The organism is Novosphingobium sp. 11B, assembly GCF_054589055.1.
This window is the reverse complement of record NZ_BAAILP010000156.1, coordinates 1-18,166: the sequence shown is the minus strand read 5'-3', so window position 1 is coordinate 18,166 and position 18,166 is coordinate 1. Positions and strand designations below refer to the sequence as shown.

Here is an 18,166-nt window from a genome sequence, read left to right as displayed (position 1 = left end):
ACCACAATGACCGAAGAAGCCCCGCACCTGCTGACCGAGGAGACGGACGGCATTCTCGTCGCCACGCTCAACCGGCCCGATAAGCTCAACGCCATCAGCCGCGAGATGATGGACCTCCTGACCGAAGCCGTGCTGCGGCTGCGAGAGCGGGCTGACCTCAAGGTCATGCTGATCCGCTCGGCCGGGCGTTACTTCAGTTCGGGCGCGGACCTTCGCGGCGGCAATCGCAACATCGTCTCCGAGGCGAATGTCGCGGCCGATTCCGCCAGCAAGATCCGCGAAAACCATCGTCTCAACCTCAACAACATGCAGCAGCTCTGGGACGAGATTGAGCATGTCGAGAAACCCATCGTCGCCGCGCACCACGCGATGTGCGTAGGCGGAGGACTGGAGATGAGCCTTTCGTGCGACTTCCGCCTCGCGGCGAAAAGCGCGGCCTATGCCTTCCCGGAAGGGTTGTTCGGGGTGCTGCCGGCCTCTGGCGGCGTCTCGCGGTTGACGCGGATCTGTGGACCGCACTGGGCCCGTTGGCTCATCATGGCCAACAAGCCCGCCAGCGCCGACATGGCGTTCACCATGGGCTTGGTCCACCAGGTCTACGAGGATGACACGTTCGAAGCCGAGGTGATGGACTTCTGCCGCCACCTCGCGAAGCAGAACAGCGAGCAGATGGGCGCAGCCAAGGTGGCGATCGAGCTTTGCGCCGAACTGGGCCGCGATTCCGCGCGGCAGGTCGAGCGCATGGGCAACAGTGGCCTGATGCTGAACCCGGACTACATCAAGGGCATGGAAGCCTACCTGAAGGGCGTAGGCGGCAAGGCGAAGTGAGACGCGAATTCCTCCCCCCACAGGGGAGGATTTACTGCCTCGCGTCGCTGATCGCGAATTCCATCAGCCTTGCTCCGGGCACCAGATAGCGATCTTCGCTCAGTTCCGGCTCGATGCCGACCAGTTTGCGCAATTCCTTGTCCGTCACCAGCGTCACCGAGCGCTCGATCCCGATCATCACCATCGTCGCCATCGAGGTATGGGGTCCAAGCCCGATCGGCTCATCGCCCATCTGCTTCACTAGCAGCGCGATGATCGGGCGGCTTGAGCGGATGCGGTGCGCCATCATGCGCGCGTCCTGCTGGTCCGCAAGCGCGTTGCGCAAGTGCAGCAACCGCGAGTGCCGCGCCCAGAATCCGTGGTACGCCCGCACGAACCCGTAGCAACGAGCGTAGAGTTCCTCGTCAGGCCAGGGCTCACGCGCCAGCGAGAGGTAATCGTCCTCCGCCGTCGCCATGACCGGGGCGAGCACCGCCAGCAGCAGTCCGGTCATGTCGGTGAAGTAGTTGTACACCGAAGTCATCCCCAGTGACGCGTGCCGCGCCACGCGGCCGAGCGTCACCGGTTCCTCCGAGTCCTCGATCAGTTCGATCGCAGCGGCGAGGATGCGCTCACGCGTCACCCTGCCCTTGCGGCCGAGGCGCTGCCCGTTGAGATTGTGACTGACCACCGCGCAGGCCGTGGTCACCGCAGCCGCCAGGGTTGGCTGCAGGCCCGCGAAGTAGTCGGTCTCAGCCTCCTCCCCCGGCATCGCGCCTCAGGCGGCTTCCACCTGGCCGACCGGCCAGGCAAGCATCTTGACGTCGGTGAATTCCTCGATGCCTTCAAGGCCCCATTCGCGGCCCATGCCACTGGCCTTGAAGCCGCCGAAGGGAATGTCGCCGGCGATGCACATGCCGTTGTTCACGCTCATCGAGCCGGTGCGGACCTTGCGGGCGATATTGATCGCCCGGTCGTGGCTGCCCGATACGCCGCCCGAAAGTCCGTAAGAGCTTTCGTTGGCGATGCGGATGGCGTCCTCGTCATCCTCGTAGGGAATGACGACTAGGACGGGGCCGAATATCTCTTCCTGGGCGATGCGCATATCGTTGGTAACGTCCACGAAGCACGTCGGCTCCACGAAATAGCCGCCCCCCTTGTCAGGGCGGATGTTGCCGCCCGCGAGCAACGTCGCGCCTTCCTGCTGGCCGAGGTCGATGTAGCTCTTCACCCGCTCCATCTGCCGCTTCGAGACGACCGGGCCCATGATGTGCGCCGGATTCTCCACATCGCCCCAGTTGTCGCCAAAGTTGCCATAGGCCCCCTTCAGCACGGCCTTGGCCTCCTCATAGCGGCTGCGGGGCACCAGCAGTCTTGAATGGACCGCGCAGCCCTGCCCGGCGTGGAAGACCAGCATGGTCCTCGCCACGTCCATCGCAAAGCTCGGCGCATCGTCGAGCACGATCTTGGCCGACTTGCCACCGAGTTCGAGGAACACGCGCTTCAGCGTTCCGGCTCCCTGCTCCATGATGCGCTTACCGACACCGGTGGAGCCCGTGAACGAGATCAGGTCTACGCGCGGGTCGGTGACCAGCATCTCGCCGGCCAGCGCCGGGTCGGCGCCGAACACGACATTGATGACGCCGTCCGGAAAGCCTGCCTCGACCGCCAGTTCCCCGAAGATCGCGCCCATGCCCGGGGTGTCGGGCGCGGGCTTGAGAATTACCGTACAGCCTGCCAGCAGCGCCGCGACGACCTTGCCGATATTGACGTAGAGCGGCACGTTCCACGGCGTGATCGCACCGACCACACCGACTGCCTCGCGCACGCCGAGGCGCTTGTGAATGATGCCTGCGGCCTGCTTCTCGCCGTAGTCCTTCTCCCATTCGAGCTTGTCGAACACGGCCATGTAATCGTCCCAGCCGTCGATCGCCATCCCGACGTGAGCGCGGCCGACCGCACCCTGCGCAGCGCCCGCCTCGTGAATCGCCAACTGCGCCAGTCGCGGGCGTTCGCGCTCGAACAGTTCGCGGTACTTTTTGACCAAGGCGACGCGCTTTTCGACGTTCGTGGCCCAGTCGGTCTCGTCGAAGGCGCGACGGGCGGCGGCGATCGCCTCGTCCACGTCGGCGGCGGTGGCGTCGGCGGCCTTGCCGACCGGCTCGCCGGTCCAGGGGCTGATGACGTCGAAAGTCGCGCCGCCAGTGGCATCGCGCAACTTGCCGTCGATATAGAGCCGGGCGTCGGGAAGAGTGGTCATTGTCTTGTCCTTGCCGAAAAGAGTGTTCGAGATCAGATCTTGCGCGCGCCGATCGAGACGTGGCTGACGCGCACGTCCGCCGGCAGGTCGATCACCGCGCGGAAAATGCCGGTCGGCGAGGCCGAGTGCGAAACCGGGCGCTCGCGCAGGTCCAGCCCGTTCTTCGCGCAGCCCATATGGAAGCGCATTGCCGCATCGCGGTCCCAGTTCGGAGAGGACTTGTCTTCATCGTACATCGGCCCGGCGCGTAGCAGGGCCACGCGGATGCCGCTCTCCTCCAGTTCCGCCTCCAGAGCGGTAGTGAACATCTCCAGCCCCGCCTTGCTCGACTGGTAGAGCGAGAGCATCACGAAAGGCACCGCTACGGACTCGCTGCCGACGTTGATGATGAGGCCGCCGCTTTCCAGCATCGGGATCGCCGCGCGGCAGCAATAGATCGGCCCCCTCAGGTTGGTATTCAGGATGCCGTCGATCTGCTCGTCCGTGGCTTCCGCCACGGTGAAGGGTTCGTAGATACCGGCATTGTTGATCAGCACGTCGATCTTCGGATGGGCCTCGGCGATCTGCGCGAAAGCCGCGCGGACCGAACCGGCATCGGCCACGTCGCATGCCACTGCGAGCGCGGGCGCACCCAGCTCGTCCGCCAGCGCCTGCACCTTCGACAAGGTACGCCCGAGCAGGATCACCGTTTCGCCCTCGCTTGCAAAACGCCGTGCCAGAGCCTTGCCGAGACCCGATCCGGCACCTGTGATAACGATGGTCTTGCCCACGCTTCCTCCGCTCCCTCGCCGCCCGCTGCATGTGGGTCGGCTGCTTCGAATGGCACCATAGCGGGTCACGTGAGCGCCGCCTATTGCCGCGCGACGCGCCCCGGCGATGACCTCAGGGCGCCGGACTCTCGACCTCGAGGATCAGGCGCGTCAGCACCTGCCCGGCGATCTTCCAGCCCTCGACCGTGCGCACGCAGGTCTCGTGATAGTGACCGTAGCCGGTTAGCGCGAAGTCATCCTTGACGACCCGATCCTGCATTGCCCAGACCACCTGGGCGCGGTCGCCATCGATATCGATCTGGGGCGAGTGGACGTGGTGCGCGGTCTTCGCGTTCGCCAGCGCCGTACTGACGATCGTGCAGATACGCTCGCGCCCCTCTTCCCGGGAGCCCCCGCTCGGCCGCGTATCGAGCACGCAATCCTCGGTGAAAAGCTGCTTCCAGCCCTCCCAGTCCTTGGTGTCGAGCATGCGGCAATACGCCGCCTTGAGGTTGCAGATGGCGAGCCAGTCGGCAAAATCGAGAGCCGCCATCGCTCAGACCTCTGCCAGCCGCTCCGCCGCCAGCTTGCGCAGCTCGGCGGTCTTGATCTTGGCACTGCCGGTAGTTTCAAGTTCGCCCTCGGCCACGAAGAGAATGCGGCGCGGCAGCTTGTAGCTAGCCAGCTTTTCCTTGGCGAAGTCGCGGATCGCCTCTGCGCTGGGGCTGGTGCCCTCGACCGGGACGATGCAGGAGACGACGAGTTCGCCGAGCAGTTCATCAGGCACGCCCACCGTCTGCGAGACCTTGACTTCGGGGTGCGCGCGGATGACCTCGTCGATTTCGAGCGGCGAGACATTGGCGCCGCCGGTCTTGATGATGTCGTTGAGGCGGCCTTCCCAGAACAGGCGGCCTTCGCCGTCCACGTAGCCGCCATCGGCGGTGCGCAGGAAACCGTCGCCGTCGAGCGATTCATCGAGCGGGATGCCGAGGTAGCCCAGCATCAGCGTCGGTCCCTTGACCGCGATCTCCCCGCGCTCGCCCAGCGGCATCGTAGCGCCAGTCATCGGGTCGACGATCTTGATCGTGGAACCGGCCGTCGGAATGCCGTGGGACTTGCCCGCGATCGCCTCGGGCGTGCCTGAACGGAAGACCGAGATCAGTGTGAACGTCTCGGTATTGCCGTAAGCCTGCCCGGGCTCGACCCATGTGCTGTTGACCGTGGGCTGGCGCGAGATCGGCTGGTTCCTGCAGACGTAAACAAGAGAGGCCAGATCGACGTCGAGGTAATTCGGTGCAGCCTCCAGCTGAGCCCACTGATGCGGCCAGGCGAGCGCCATGTTGGCGCGCTCGGCGTCCATAAGCTCCAGCGCCTCGGCGGCATCGAACCAGCGCTGCAGCACCAGCGTCCCTCCGCGCGAAAGCGTACCGCCCAGCGCCATCGTGAAGTTGCCCGACCAGAAGAAGCCGTTCGCCGACCACGTGCGGGCGGGAAGATCATCGGAAATCGCGTACCACTGCGGCCAGCGCCAGAGCTGCAGGCACACCCCGCGATGCGCGCTGAGGATGCCCTTGGCCTTGCCGGTCGAGCCCGAGGAGAACAGCAGGATGCCGGGATCGGCGGGCGAGACCGCATCTGCGGCGGCGAGAACGAGGTCTTCGGCCACATCGCGGCCGCGCGCGAGGAAGGCGCCCTGCCCCTCGATCATGCCCAGCGGCTCGTCACTGTCGACCATCGCCGCATAGCGCAGGAACGGGAACGTGCGCGAGGCCAGTGCGCCGGGCTTGGCGGTCATGACCTCTGGCTCCAGCCCGGCCAGCATTTCGGCGAAGTCCTTCTTCAGCACCGAGCGCTCGAGCAGCAGCACCGACACGCCCGAGGCCTTTAGCACCACTTCCAGCTCGGAGGGCGTGAAGAACGTGCTGATCGGCGTCGCCACGCACCCGGCCAGCGCCGCACCGAACACGGCGGCGAGGAATTCGGGGCGGTTGGTCATCAGCACGCCCACGCGCGTGCCCTTGCCGGTGCCGAGCGCCAGCAGCGACTTCGCCACTTCCAGCGAGCGGGCGTAGAGATCGTCGTAGGTCCAGCGCACGACCTCCCCGCCAAGGTGGATCACCGCAGCCTCGCGCGGGCCGTAGCGCGCGGTGACCTCACGCACGTAGCCGCCCAGCGTCAGCGCGCCGATGCCCTGCTCCTCGCCGAGAGGAATGCCGTGGACGACCGAAAGGCCGTCCACCACCTTGACCGAAGCCGTCATGCCGTCCTCTTCGCTCTGCTGACGTCAGGCGTTCACGTCGACGATGAAGCGGCCCTTGACCTCGCCCGACATGAACTTCTTCGCGGCCTCCACCGCATCACCAAGGGCGATGGTCTGGCCGATGGTGTCGAGCGAGGCGGGATCGAGATCCTTCGCCAGACGGTCCCATGCCTTAAGGCGCTTGGCCTTCGGCGCCATGACGCTGTCGATGCCGAGCAGTGCCACGCCGCGCAGGATGAAGGGCATCACGGTCGCGGGCAGGTCCGCGCCCTGTGCCAGACCGCAGGCCGCCACCGCGCCGCCGTACTTCGTCTGCGCGCAAGCATTCGCAAGGGTGAAACTGCCCGCCGTATCGACGACGCCCGCCCAGCGCTCTTTCTGCAGCGGCTTGCCCTTCTCGGCCAGTTCGGCGCGGTCGATGATGGTTTCGGCGCCGAGCGCCTTGAGATAGTCCGCCTCGCCCGGCTTGCCGGTCAGCGCGGCGACCGAATAACCGAGCTTCTTGAGGATCGCGATGGCGACCGAGCCGACGCCGCCGGTGGCGCCGGTGACGAGCACCTCGCCCTGATCCGGGGTTACGCCGAAATCGACGAGCGCATCGACGCACAGGGCAGCGGTGTAGCCCGCCGTACCGATCGCCATGGCCTGTGCCGGGGTGAAGGCCGAAGGCAGCGGCACCAGCCAGTCGCCCTTGAGCCGCGCCCTCTGTGCGAGACCGCCCCAGTGGACTTCGCCCACGCCCCAGCCGTTGAGCACGACGGTGTCGCCCGCTTTCCAGTCGCCATGGCTGCTCTCGGTCACGGTGCCGACGAGGTCGATGCCGGGCACCATCGGGAACTTGCGCACGACCGGCGAGGCGCCGGTGATCGCGAGGCCGTCCTTGAAGTTGAGCGTTGAGAAGGCGACGTCGATGGTCACGTCGCCTTCGGGCAGCGCGCTTTCGTCCAGCTGCTGGAGGCCGACGGTCTGGCCCTGTTCGGTCTTGTCGATGACGATGGCGGAAAACATCTCTGGCGAACTCCCTCTTCGGCCCGATACGGGGTCGAACTCGCCTGCCGTGCTGACGGGTTCGGACCCCATGCGTCAATGCCGGCGGGACATGGCATCGCGGAGGCGAAATGCATGGCATCGCGGAGGCGAAATGGAAGTGGCTCGCCGAGGGGGCTTCGACGAGCTCAGCCTGAGCGGGGTTGGAAGCTTACACTACTTCAAACGGGGGCTGGGAGGTTTACACCACCTCCGCTCACCCTGAGCTCGTCGAAGGGTCAGGCACGGCCTGTCGAAGCCCCCTCGCGCTAACCTCGACCGCGAGACTGCGCAGCCCCATCCTCCGCCGCTAGCCGCGCCGCCACTTCGGGAAAGCGCGAGGCGTTCATCGAGCCGTACATCGAGAGGCGCAATATCTCGTGGCTGAAGCGCTTGGTCAGCGCATTGCGCTCCTCCTCGTTCGCGGCATGGGCGCGCGCGAAGATCGGCCAGAAGAACACGCCCGCAAGGTTCATCACCGAGAACACCTCGGCATCGATCCCGGGCATCGCCAGCTTGGTATCGGCGAAGCGCTGGAGCGATCCCGCATATTCGCGCCAGAACGGGTCCTGGCTGGGGTCGGGCGAGGCCAGCACCTGCTGCAGCCAGACGCGGCAGATTTCCGGGTTCTCCATGGCGAAATCGCACAGGCGGTCGGTGAGCGCGGCGGTATCGACTTCCTCGACGCGGCGGTCGCCGATCGTCTCCGGATCGCCGAACACGGCGCGGAACAGCTTGTCCGAGACCCACTGGATCGTCGCCTCGATCAGCTTCTCGCGCGTTTCGAAATGCTGGTAGGCGGTGCCCCGGTTGACGGCCGCCAGATGCGCCACGGCTGAGAGGCTGACCCCCTCAAGCCCGTCCTTTGCCAGTAGGTTGCTGGCCGCCTCGAGGATCGTCTCGCGCGTCGCAATCGGGTCCCTGACCCTGCGCCTGGTCCTCGCTTCCATGTCTGCCCCCGATTACCCGTAAAAGGGGGCGGCTATAGCGGGGGCGTCACTGAACAGCAATGTTGACTGAGATGTGATACACAATCGATAGCAAAATGCCGTGGGGGCGTTGTGCCGCGAATGCAGTTCTTGCGTCAGACCGCCCCGTCATCCCAGCGAAGGCTGGGACCGCTGGCGGCCTGACGAGAGCTTGCGCCGAGGCTTCGGCGAATGACGCTGCGGCCTCACGCAGGCTTGCATGATGGCCACAACGGTCCCAGCTTTCGCTGGGATGACGACGCAATGGGCGAATGAAGGGGCCGCGCTCAAACCAACGCCGCGACCTCGCGCAGCACCATGTCCGCGTGCTCCTTCCGGCAGATCAGCAGGTCGGGCATGTAGACGTCCTCGCGGTTGTAGACCAAAGGCGAACCGTCGATCCGCGAGACATGCAGCCCCCAGCCGAGCGCCACGGCGGCCGGCGCGCAACTGTCCCACTCGTACTGCCCGCCCGAGTGCAGGTAGATATCCGCCTGCCCGAGCAGGATCGCCATGGCCTTGGCCCCGGCCGAGCCCATCGGCACGAGTTCGGCACCGATCGTCTCCGCCACGCTGGTGGCCTCTTTCGCGGGCCGGGTGCGGCTCACGACCATGCGCAGCTTTTCCGGCGCGGGCGGAACCTCGCCCGGCTGGTCCGAACGCAGCACGAGGTCGGCGCCCGGCAGCGCCACTGCGCCCAGCACCGGCACGCCGTCCACCGCAAGGCCGACATGGACCGCCCAGTCGGCGCGCTCCTCGCCGTATTCGCGGGTGCCGTCCACGGGGTCCACGATCCATACGCGGCTCATGGCCAGGCGCTCGGCGTTGTCCTTCTCCTCCTCGGAGAGCAGGCCGTCCTCGGGACGCTGCTCACGCAGGGCGTGGCAGAGGAACTGGTTGGCGGTCTGGTCGCCCGCCTTGCCCAGTGCTTTCCCGCCGAACAGGCCGGAGCCACGCACGCTGAGGAGGATCTTGCCCGCTTCGTCCGCCAGCTTCGCCGCGAGATCGCCGTCGGTATAGGACATCAGGCGTCTCCCAGCAGGGTGTTGACGATGAGTTCGGCCGCTTCCTCGGGCGAGATGACCGTCGTGTCGATCCGCACCTCGGGATTGCGCGGCGCTTCGTAGGGACTGTCGATGCCGGTGAAGTTCTTCAGCTCACCGGAACGCGCCTTCTTGTAGAGGCCCTTGACGTCGCGCGCCTCGGCAACCTTCAGCGGGGTGTCGATGAACACCTCGATGAATTCACCCTCGGGCAGCATCGCGCGCACCATCTCGCGGTCCGCCTGGAACGGCGAGATGAACGCGGTGATGACGATCAGCCCTGCGTCGGTCATCAGCTTCGAGACTTCGCCCACGCGGCGGATGTTCTCGATGCGGTCGGCCTCGGTGAAGCCCAGATCCTTGTTCAGACCGTGGCGCACGTTGTCCCCGTCGAGCAGGAAGGTGTGCCGGTTCATCCGGTGCAGCTTCTTCTCGACCATGTTGGCGATCGTGGACTTGCCCGAACCCGAAAGACCGGTGAACCACAGCACGGCGGGCTTCTGGTTCTTGAGCCCCGCATGCTGCTTGCGGTCGATGTCGACGGCCTGCCAGTGGACGTTCTGCGAACGGCGTAGCGAGAAGTTGAGCATGCCCGCCGCGACGGTGGCGTTGGTCATCTTGTCGATCAGAATGAAGCCGCCGAGCGTGCGGTTCTCGGCATAAGGCTCGAAGACGACCTGCTTGTCGGTGGTCAGTTCCGCCACGCCGATGGCGTTGAGGTCCAGCGTCTTGGCCGCCATGTGCTCCATGGTGTTGACGTTGACCGTGTACTTGGGCTCGGCCACGGTCGCGGAGACCTGCTGCGTGCCCAGCTTGAGCCAATAGGCGCGGCCAGGGATCAGCGCCTCGTCGGCCAGCCACACGATCGTCGATTCGAACTGGTCGGCGGTCTGCGCCGGATTGTCGGCGACCGAGATGACCGAGCCGCGCGAGCAGTCGATTTCATCTTCGAAACACACCGTAACCGACTGGCCGGCAACGGCTTCGTCGAGATCGCCGTCATAGGTAACGACGCGGGTGATCGCGCTGGTCTTGCCCGAGGGCAGTACGCGGATCTTGTCGCCCGGCTTGACGCTGCCGGTGGCGATGAGGCCCGAGAAGCCGCGGAAGTCGAGGTTGGGACGGTTCACCCACTGCACCGGCAGGCGGAACGGCTTGTCGGCATCGACCGAGGAGAGAACCTCGACGGTTTCGAGGTGCTCCACCAGCGTCGGCCCCTTGTACCAGGGCGTATTGGCCGAAGGCGTGGTGATGTTGTCGCCCTTGAAGCCGGAGATCGGCATCGCGGTGAAGCTGTCGATCCCGATCGACCTGGCGAACTCGGCGTAGTCCTTGACGATGCCGTCGAACACGGCCTGGTCGTAGTCGACGAGGTCCATCTTGTTCACCGCCAGCACAATGTTCTTGATGCCGATCAGGTGGCACAAGTACGAATGGCGGCGCGTCTGCACCAGCACGCCCTTGCGCGCATCGATCAGGATCACCGCGAGGTCGGCGGTCGAGGCGCCCGTCACCATGTTGCGGGTGTACTGTTCGTGGCCGGGGCAGTCGGCGACGATGAACTTACGCTTCTCGGTGTTGAAGAAGCGGTAGGCCACGTCGATGGTGATGCCCTGCTCGCGCTCGGCGGCGAGGCCGTCGACGAGGAGCGCGAAGTCGATCTCCTGCCCCTGCGTGCCGACCTTCTTGGAGTCGGCGGTGAGCGCGTCGAGCTGGTCCTCGAAGATCATCTTCGAATCGTAGAGCAGGCGCCCGATCAGGGTGGACTTGCCGTCGTCGACGCTGCCGCAGGTGATGAAGCGCAGCATCGTCTTGTGCTCGTGCTGGACGAGGTAGGCGTCGATGTCCTCGGCGATGAGCTTGTCGGTGACGTAGACCGCTTCCTTGGTGTCGATATCGGCCATCAGAAGTACCCCTGCTGCTTCTTCACTTCCATGCCGGCGCCGCCGGCGTCCTTGTCGATGGCGCGGCCCTGTCGCTCGCTGGTGGTCGTGAGGAGGGTTTCCTGGATCACCTCGGGCAGCGTCTTCGCCTCGCTCTCCACTGCACCCGTCAGCGGGTAGCAGCCCAGCGTGCGGAAGCGGATCGAGCGCTCTACCGGCACTTCGCCGTCCTTGAGCGGGAAGCGTTCGTCATCGACCATCAGCAGCATGCCGTCGCGCTCCACGGTGGGGCGCTTGTCCGCGAAATAGAGCGGGACGATGGGGATGTCGTTGAGGTGGATGTACTGCCAGATATCCAGCTCGGTCCAGTTGGAGATCGGGAACACGCGGATCGATTCCCCGCGCGCCTTGCGGGCATTGTAGAGGTTCCACAGTTCGGGGCGCTGGTTCTTCGGATCCCAGCCGTGCGAAGAGGTGCGGAACGAGAAGATGCGCTCCTTGGCGCGGCTCTTCTCCTCGTCGCGGCGGGCGCCGCCGAAAGCCGCGTCGAAGCCGTACTTGTCGAGCGCCTGCTTCAGACCTTCGGTCTTCCACATGTCGGTGTGGAGCGCGCCGTGGTCGAACGGATTGATGCCCTTCTCGGCCGCTTCCGGGTTCTGGTAGACCAGCAGCTCCATACCGCTGTCACGCGCCATCTTGTCGCGCAGCTCGTACATCGCCTTGAATTTCCACGTGGTGTCGACATGGAGCAGCGGGAACGGCGGCGGCGAGGGATAGAACGCCTTGCGCGCAAGGTGCAGCATCACCGCGCTGTCCTTGCCCACGGAATAGAGCATCACCGGCTTCTCGGCCTCGGCGACGACTTCGCGGATGATATGGATGGCTTCGGCCTCGAGTCTGTCGAGGTGCGTCAGGGTCTTCATCAGGATCTCTGGTCCTTTGGCCTTCGCAGGGTCGCCCTCTTGTTGGGCTCGAATCGCTCTTTGCAAGGATGACAAATCGCAGAACCTCCCATATGGGAGGGAGATATGGCTCTGACATCCAACGATGAGACAGATTTGCTGCTGCCGCTGATAGCGGGGATTGGCGACAAGGCGCAGTTTGCCGAGTTTCTCGAGCGCCTGCGTCGCCGGAGCGATGCCGAGTACGTCAGCATCGTGATGAAGCAGGGCGACGGCCCGCATGCCCAGATCACCGACTTCCACGCCGGACGCGACTTGCGCAGCGAGGCGCGCGAACTCGATCCGTTCGAGATGCATGCGCTGGAGCGCCTGCACTACGACCAACTGCGCCCGGGCCGCGTCTACAGCGTCGGCGAGTTCGTGGACCACGATCCCGTCTTCCGGGCCGACCGCCTGGCCAAGATGGCGCGCCTCGGCATCGCCGACGAGCGGGTGGTGCGCCTGCCGCGTGTCGCGGAGACCGATGCATGGCTTATCCTCGCCCGCGCTAAACCTTGCGAGGCGGCGGACAGCGCCCTGCTCTCCTCGCTCGCGCCTTACGTGGAGGCGGCGCTGCGCAGCTATGTCGCGCTGGAGCACCACCGCATCCGCGCCAGCGTCAGTGCGCAGGGCATGGCGCGCAGCGCCACGGCGTGGATGGTGTTCGACCGGGAGGCGCGGCTATTGGCCATAGACCCGCGCCTCGATGCATGGATGCGCGGGAATCTCGGCTACACGCCGCGCGTGGGGGAGCGCCTGCGCGATCTCGGCGTCCATGCGGAGCGTGAACTGGGCTGGGCAGCCGTGCTGTTCGCCTCGTCGACGCCGCCCCCGCCGCGTGCGGTGATGCTGCATGAGGACCCTCGGCTGGAAGCGCTGCTGACGGCCACCAGCGACATGCCGCGCCCCTCGATGCTGGCGCTGTGCCGCCTGCCCAATGCAAGAACGCCGGCGAGCGTGGAGCGCCTCACCCGCCTGTTCGACCTGCCCCCGCGCGAGGCGCAGCTGGCGATCGCGCTGAACGAGGGGCAATCTATCGCCGAGGCGGCCGAAAACATGGGCCTGACGCTGGAAACGGCGCGCAATTATTCCAAGCGCCTCTACGCCAAGCTGGGCGTGCGCGGGCAAGCGGAACTGGTGCGGCTGGTCAGCGACAGCGTGGCGGTGATGGGGTGAAGTGCGGAAGAGCCCACCCCCAGCCCCTCCCGCAAGCGGGAGGGGGAATCTAGCCGGAGACGCCCCTCCCGCAAGCGGGGGGGAGCGAGACTTGGCGATTTATCGCCTAGTCGCGGCGGGGTGGGCGTTCATGCCTCACCCCCAAAGCGCCTCCGCCGCCGCCAGCCCCTGCTCGCCGCGCCCGCCCAGTTCGGCGGTCAGCAGCTTGAGGCGATAGGTCCACAAGTGCAGCGGATGTTCCAGCGTCATGCCCATGCCGCCAAGGAACTGGTGGTAGTCGTAGCACACCCGCTTCGCCGCCTCCTGCGCATGCAGCAGGGCCAGCGCGGCGTCGCCGGGATCGCCGGTCCCGGCCGCACGCAGGGCGAGCCAGTAGACCGAGTTGGTCATGACCTGATCCTCGGCCAGACGATGCCGCATGCCCTGGAAGGTGGCCAGCGGACGGCCGAACTGCTTGCGCTCTGACACGTAAGTCACCGTAGACGCCAGCGCCGCGCCCAGCAGGCCCGCGGCTTCGGCCGCGATTCCCACGCGCCACGACCGCAGCACTTCGGCGGGATCAACCTCATGCGCGGCCATCGCATCCGGAAAGCTGGTCAGGAACGCCACGGGGTAGGCATAGAGCGCATCCTCCTGCGCCGCCGCGATCACGCTCTCGTCCGCCGTAAAACTGCGCACGCCCGAAGGCCCAACGATCACGACGCTCGCCCTCGGCCGCAGGAAGCGAACCGGACCATCCGTGCGCCCCTCCTCGACCAGACACAGCGGACGCGGCAGGTCCGGATCGATCAGCGGGCGCACGAAGGACGAGGCCGCCGCCTCTAGTGCAAAGGGCAGCCGCGCCAGCTTCTCCACCACCAGCGCGGCGGTGACCGGACCGAGTTCCTCGACCATCAGCACGTCGAGAAACCCGTTCTCGACCAGCGCCGCGTCAAGTTCCGCGCTTTCGAGCGTGAGGCCGGCATCGTGCAGCGGGACGCCCGCGTAAGGCCGCGCGAGGCTGTCGATGAAGTCTAGGACCTGCCGCTGGTCCTCGTTGAGGGACAAGTGCATCAGCGCGGCTCCCGGGGCAGTTCCAGCACGTCGCTGGCGATGATGTTGAGCTGGATTTCCGCCGACCCCGCCGCGACGCCCGCGACGATCCCGCGCTGGTGGTGCATCTTGAGGTAGGGCGAGGCCCCCGCGAGCGCTTCGGGCAGGAACTCGACGACGAATTCGCACACCGCGCGCTCGGCCATGACGGTGGCGTAGCGGGCGGAACTGGACTCCGCACCGATGGCGAGGCCATCGACGCGCTTCTGGACGACGGCGTAGTTCGCCGTGCCCGCCGCCTCGCACAGCGCGGCACAACGCGCCGCCTCGATCCGCGCATGTTCGCGCGCAAAGCGCCCCTGCTCCTTGAGCATCGCCACCGCCCGGTCGAGCGCGGCGCGCGCCAGCGTGAAGCGCGGGATGCCGAGCCGCTCGTTGCGCAGCGAATAGGCGACGATCTCCCATGCCTGCCCTTCCTCGCCGAAGCGGGCGGTTTCGGGCACGGTGACGTCGTCGAAGAAGACCTCGTGGATGTCGCCCTCGCCGATCAGCGAGGGGATCTGGCGCACGGTGATGCCGGGCGTGTCCATCGGCACGAGGATGATGGTGATGCCCTTCTTGCGGTCGTCGCTGGTGCGCGTCAGCAGGAAACAGGTGTCGGCAAGCCCCGCATAGCTGGTCCAGATCTTCTGCCCGTTGATGACGTAGTTGCCATCGCTCAGCGTGGCTCTAGTCCGCAGCGAGGCGAGGTCCGACCCGGCGTCAGGTTCCGAAAAACCCTGGCACCACAACGATTCCCCGCGCGTGATTGGCTCAAGGTAGCGCGCCTTCTGCTCGGGCGTGCCGTACTTCTCCAGCGTCGGGCCGATCCAGTTGACGTTCATGTACTGGCCGCCGCGCGGCTCGCCGGCGATCCACATCTCTTCGGACAGGATCTGCTGTTCCCACGGGCCGAGGCCCTCGCCGCCCATCTCGACCGGCCAGTGCGGGAAGAGGATGCCCGCTTCCGCCAGCTTGACGCAGAAGTCGCGCGCGAACGCGGTCAGCGCCGGGGACGCAGGGCCGTGTTCCGAGAATTTCTCCCAGTCCGCAGGCAGGTTGGCGTGCAGGAAGTCGCGGATCTTGTGCCGGAAGGCGTCCTGCCCGGCGGTCCATTCGAATTGCATCGGGGCGGCGCCCTCCTCTCAGCCTTTCGTTAGGCACAGGCAGCCTCGCCCCACAACCGCCGGGGCGTCGGAATCGCTGGCGCGATTGCGCATCGACCACTTGTGCTGGAAATCACCTGCGGAGTACCGCAAGGACGCAGCGAAGAGATAAGAAAGGAAACGGGTGAGCGAGAAGGCATTCGTCGCGGTGGCGAAACTCGATGAAGTTCCGCAGGGCGGCAAGAAAGTGGTCGAGTTGAACGGGATCAGCGTGATCCTGGTCGGCGCGCGGGATCGGGTCTACGCCGTGCGCAACTTGTGCAGCCACGCCTACGAAACGCTGGAATGCGGCCGCGTGCGCGCGGGGTGGATTTCCTGCCCGGTTCACGGCGCGCGCTTCGATCTCGAGACCGGCAAGCCGATCAACCCGCCCGCCTCGATGCCGATCGACACCTATGAGGTGCGGATCGAGGGCGACATGATCGAGGTGGCGGTCTAACCTCCCGATATCGCCCGCGCGTACCGCCCCTTATGGACGCGCCGCCTTGCCCCGTGCTTGGACGGTGTCCATGACCGATACGCCCGATCTCGAAGCGCTGCGCCGCGAAGTGCGCGCCTTCCTAGCCGCCGAGGCGCCGACCAGCTGGCGCGACGCGAGCCGCACGCAGGACGACTTCGTCCGCACCCAGCGCGACTGGTTTACGCGGCTGGTTTCGGCAGGCTACGCCATCCCGCACTGGCCTGCCACGTTCCCCGGCGGCGGCCGCAGCCTGGCCGAGCAGAAAGTGATCTACGAGGAACTGGCGAAGGCAGACTGTCCGCGCCTGCTGCTCTCCTTCGTCTCGACGTACCATGCCTTCGCAACGTTGCACGAATGTGCGACCCGGGAGCAGCAGGACCGCTGCCTCCCGCGCATCCTCGAGGGCGAGACATGGTGTCAGGGCTTCTCCGAACCCGGCGCCGGATCAGACCTCGCCGCCATTAAGACCAGGGCGGAGCGCAAGGGCGACGTCTACGTCGTCAACGGCCAGAAGGTCTGGTCGACGATGGCGCAGTTCGCAGACAAGTGCCTGCTGCTGGTGCGCACCTCCTCGGACGGCCCCAAGCAGGCGGGCATCACGTACCTGCTGATGGACATGAAGGCACCCGGCGTCTCTGTCCGCCCGATCCACCAGATCCAGGGCGACGAGGAATTCGCCGAGATCTTCCTCGACAATGTGGAAATCCCCGTCTCCGAGCGCGTCGGCGATGAGGGCAAGGGCTGGGCCGTGGCGCAGGCGACGCTCGCTTCCGAGCGCGGGCTGACGCTGATGGAGCTGTCCTACCGCATGCGCGGTGCCCTTGCACGCGTTGCCTCGCTGATCCGCGAGCACGGACACGAGGACGATCGCGGAGTGCTGCGGGATTTCGGCGAACTGGTGACGCAAGTGGATGCCGTGTGCGCCGTTGCCGACCAGTTCCTGAACAACCGGATCAAGGGCATCGAGCGCATTGGCGACGCCTCCATCATCAAGAACAGCTACAGCCGCGCGCTCAGGGCCTATGCGAAGCTGGGCCTGCGCCTCGGCGGCATCGCGGAGCAATACGTAGCGCCGATCACCTTCGGCGACCTCAATACCGGCAACTGGATGGCGGACTTCATGAACTCCTACGCCTGGACCATCGCCGGGGGCAGCGAGGAAGTGCAGCGTAATATCATCGCCGAGCGCATGCTCGACATGCCGCGCGAGCCGAAAGCCTGGGTGGCCTGACATGATCGAACTGAACGAACTGACCGACGCCGCGCAGAAGGCGTTTCCTGCCGATGCACTCTCCCCCGGCCGCGACGAAAGCTGGCGGCTGGTGGCAGAGATGGGCTGGCTGATGGTGCGCCTGCCCGAGGAAGACGGCGGCCTCGGCCTTGATCGAGAGGCTTCCGCCGCGATCCATTTCGAGATGGGCCGCGTGCTGGCGACGACGCCGCTGATCCCGGCGCAACTGGGCCTGCAGGCCGTGCTGGCGAGCGAGATTGCGGCGCGGTTCGAGTGGCTGGAACGGCTGGCGGGGGGCGAATACGCCCCCCTGCACCTGCTCCCCGCGAAGCTGGAGGCGGCATCGAACGGCACGCTTTCGGGCGTAGTCGGCGGTGTGTTCGATGCGGACATGGCGGTGGCGGTCGTTGCGAAGCTGCCCGGCGGCTATGCCCTCGTGCCGACCGATGCGCCGGGTGTTTCTATCGTGGAGCGCGCGATCTGGGACCCCAGCCGGCTCCTGTTCGACATCGTTCTTGATGGATACGCGCCCGATCCGGCACTCATGCTCACCGATGCGGACGGCGCTGCAGCGCTGCACGACGCGCTGGCGCCCGAAGCGCACCTTGCCGTCGCCGCCGACTGCCTCGGTGCCGCGAATGCCGCATTGGAACTCACCATCGAATACATGAAGATGCGCCGCCAGTTCGACCGGCCCATCGCCATGTTCCAGGCTCTCAAGCACCGCGCCGCCGATATGAAGGCGCGCATTGCCGTGGCCGAGGCGCTCCTGTGGAACCGGGTGCGCGACGATGCTGCAACCCTCGTCCAGTGCGGCGCGGCGAAGACGCTCGCGGCCGAGGCCTTCGCATTCGTCACCGAAGAGGCGATCCAGCTTCACGGCGGCATCGGCCTGACCGAGGAACACCCGATCCACCGCTTCATGAAACGCGCGATGCTGAACCTGCAGCTTTGCGGATCGCCAGACCTGTGGAACGAGCGGACGGGGCGAAAGGCGCTGGGCTGACAGATCGGCCGGAGCAATTCGTCGTCCCGGACTTGATCCGGGACCGGTGGCTGTCTTTAGGCGCAGTTCATGCGACAAGGTGTCTAAGCGACGGGTAGGCTGTTCAGGGGCAGCGGTCC

The 18,166-nt window shown here is 66.2% G+C and carries 17 protein-coding genes; 5 read left to right on the top strand and 12 right to left on the bottom strand.

The window, feature by feature from the left end; all coding sequences use genetic code 11:
• Positions 1-6: 6 nt before the first annotated feature.
• Positions 7-828, top strand: coding sequence for an enoyl-CoA hydratase/isomerase family protein (locus tag ACYPYD_RS14405; protein WP_459663806.1), 822 nt, complete (start codon positions 7-9; stop codon positions 826-828).
• Between the two features lie 31 nt (positions 829-859).
• Here the strand turns inward: ACYPYD_RS14405 and ACYPYD_RS14400 are convergent, their stop codons facing one another.
• The 10 genes from ACYPYD_RS14400 to cysD all read right to left on the bottom strand — a co-directional run bounded on the left by ACYPYD_RS14400 (position 860) and on the right by cysD (position 11,919).
• Positions 860-1,579, bottom strand: a complete 720-nt coding sequence (locus ACYPYD_RS14400) for a TetR/AcrR family transcriptional regulator (RefSeq protein WP_008833370.1) — start codon at positions 1,577-1,579, stop codon at positions 860-862.
• A gap of 6 nt (positions 1,580-1,585) precedes the next feature.
• Positions 1,586-3,067, bottom strand: a complete 1,482-nt coding sequence (locus tag ACYPYD_RS14395; RefSeq protein WP_459663804.1) for an aldehyde dehydrogenase family protein — start codon at positions 3,065-3,067, stop codon at positions 1,586-1,588.
• A 32-nt stretch (positions 3,068-3,099) separates the two neighbouring features.
• On the bottom strand, positions 3,100-3,837 hold the full coding sequence (locus ACYPYD_RS14390; protein WP_008833372.1) for an SDR family oxidoreductase: 738 nt from the start codon (positions 3,835-3,837) through the stop codon (positions 3,100-3,102).
• A 112-nt stretch (positions 3,838-3,949) separates the two neighbouring features.
• Positions 3,950-4,369 carry a nuclear transport factor 2 family protein gene (locus tag ACYPYD_RS14385; protein WP_459663801.1) on the bottom strand — a complete coding sequence of 140 codons (420 nt, stop codon included), beginning with the start codon at positions 4,367-4,369 and terminating at the stop codon, positions 3,950-3,952.
• A gap of 3 nt (positions 4,370-4,372) precedes the next feature.
• Positions 4,373-6,076, bottom strand: a complete 1,704-nt coding sequence (locus ACYPYD_RS14380) for a class I adenylate-forming enzyme family protein (RefSeq protein WP_459663799.1) — start codon at positions 6,074-6,076, stop codon at positions 4,373-4,375.
• Positions 6,077-6,100: 24 nt separating this feature from the next.
• Positions 6,101-7,084, bottom strand: a complete 984-nt coding sequence (gene acuI / locus ACYPYD_RS14375; RefSeq protein WP_459663797.1) for an acrylyl-CoA reductase (NADPH) — start codon at positions 7,082-7,084, stop codon at positions 6,101-6,103.
• 287 nt (positions 7,085-7,371) lie between these two features.
• Positions 7,372-8,052, bottom strand: coding sequence for a TetR/AcrR family transcriptional regulator (locus tag ACYPYD_RS14370; RefSeq protein ID WP_036524500.1), 681 nt, complete (start codon positions 8,050-8,052; stop codon positions 7,372-7,374).
• A gap of 305 nt (positions 8,053-8,357) precedes the next feature.
• Positions 8,358-9,095, bottom strand: coding sequence for a 3'(2'),5'-bisphosphate nucleotidase CysQ (locus ACYPYD_RS14365; protein WP_008830319.1), 738 nt, complete (start codon positions 9,093-9,095; stop codon positions 8,358-8,360).
• Positions 9,095-11,017, bottom strand: a complete 1,923-nt coding sequence (cysN, locus tag ACYPYD_RS14360) for a sulfate adenylyltransferase subunit CysN (RefSeq protein ID WP_459663795.1) — start codon at positions 11,015-11,017, stop codon at positions 9,095-9,097. The genes ACYPYD_RS14365 and cysN overlap by 1 nt, the downstream gene beginning before the upstream one ends.
• On the bottom strand, positions 11,017-11,919 hold the full coding sequence (gene cysD / locus ACYPYD_RS14355) for a sulfate adenylyltransferase subunit CysD (protein ID WP_285018571.1): 903 nt from the start codon (positions 11,917-11,919) through the stop codon (positions 11,017-11,019). Before cysD ends, cysN begins: the two co-directional genes overlap by 1 nt.
• Before the next feature lie 105 nt (positions 11,920-12,024).
• Between cysD and ACYPYD_RS14350 the strand changes: the two genes are divergently transcribed.
• The gene (locus ACYPYD_RS14350; protein ID WP_459663793.1) at positions 12,025-13,113 is read left to right on the top strand and encodes a helix-turn-helix transcriptional regulator; all 1,089 of its coding nucleotides are present in this window, start codon (positions 12,025-12,027) and stop codon (positions 13,111-13,113) included.
• A 135-nt stretch (positions 13,114-13,248) separates the two neighbouring features.
• Here ACYPYD_RS14350 and ACYPYD_RS14345 read toward each other — a convergent pair whose 3' ends face one another.
• Together ACYPYD_RS14345 and ACYPYD_RS14340 are read right to left on the bottom strand one after the other, a co-directional pair.
• The gene (locus tag ACYPYD_RS14345; RefSeq protein WP_459663791.1) at positions 13,249-14,166 is read right to left on the bottom strand and encodes an acyl-CoA dehydrogenase family protein; all 918 of its coding nucleotides are present in this window, start codon (positions 14,164-14,166) and stop codon (positions 13,249-13,251) included.
• The gene (locus ACYPYD_RS14340) at positions 14,166-15,311 is read right to left on the bottom strand and encodes an acyl-CoA dehydrogenase family protein (protein ID WP_459663789.1); all 1,146 of its coding nucleotides are present in this window, start codon (positions 15,309-15,311) and stop codon (positions 14,166-14,168) included. The genes ACYPYD_RS14345 and ACYPYD_RS14340 overlap by 1 nt, the downstream gene beginning before the upstream one ends.
• A 163-nt stretch (positions 15,312-15,474) precedes the next feature.
• Between ACYPYD_RS14340 and ACYPYD_RS14335 the strand changes: the two genes are divergently transcribed.
• The 3 genes from ACYPYD_RS14335 (at position 15,475) to ACYPYD_RS14325 (ending at position 18,047) form a co-directional block, all read left to right on the top strand.
• Positions 15,475-15,789, top strand: a complete 315-nt coding sequence (locus tag ACYPYD_RS14335; RefSeq protein ID WP_459663787.1) for a Rieske (2Fe-2S) protein — start codon at positions 15,475-15,477, stop codon at positions 15,787-15,789.
• A 70-nt stretch (positions 15,790-15,859) separates the two neighbouring features.
• Positions 15,860-17,041, top strand: coding sequence for an acyl-CoA dehydrogenase family protein (locus ACYPYD_RS14330; RefSeq protein WP_459663786.1), 1,182 nt, complete (start codon positions 15,860-15,862; stop codon positions 17,039-17,041).
• Position 17,042: 1 nt separating this feature from the next.
• Positions 17,043-18,047, top strand: coding sequence for an acyl-CoA dehydrogenase family protein (locus ACYPYD_RS14325; protein ID WP_459663785.1), 1,005 nt, complete (start codon positions 17,043-17,045; stop codon positions 18,045-18,047).
• Positions 18,048-18,166: the final 119 nt, after the last annotated feature.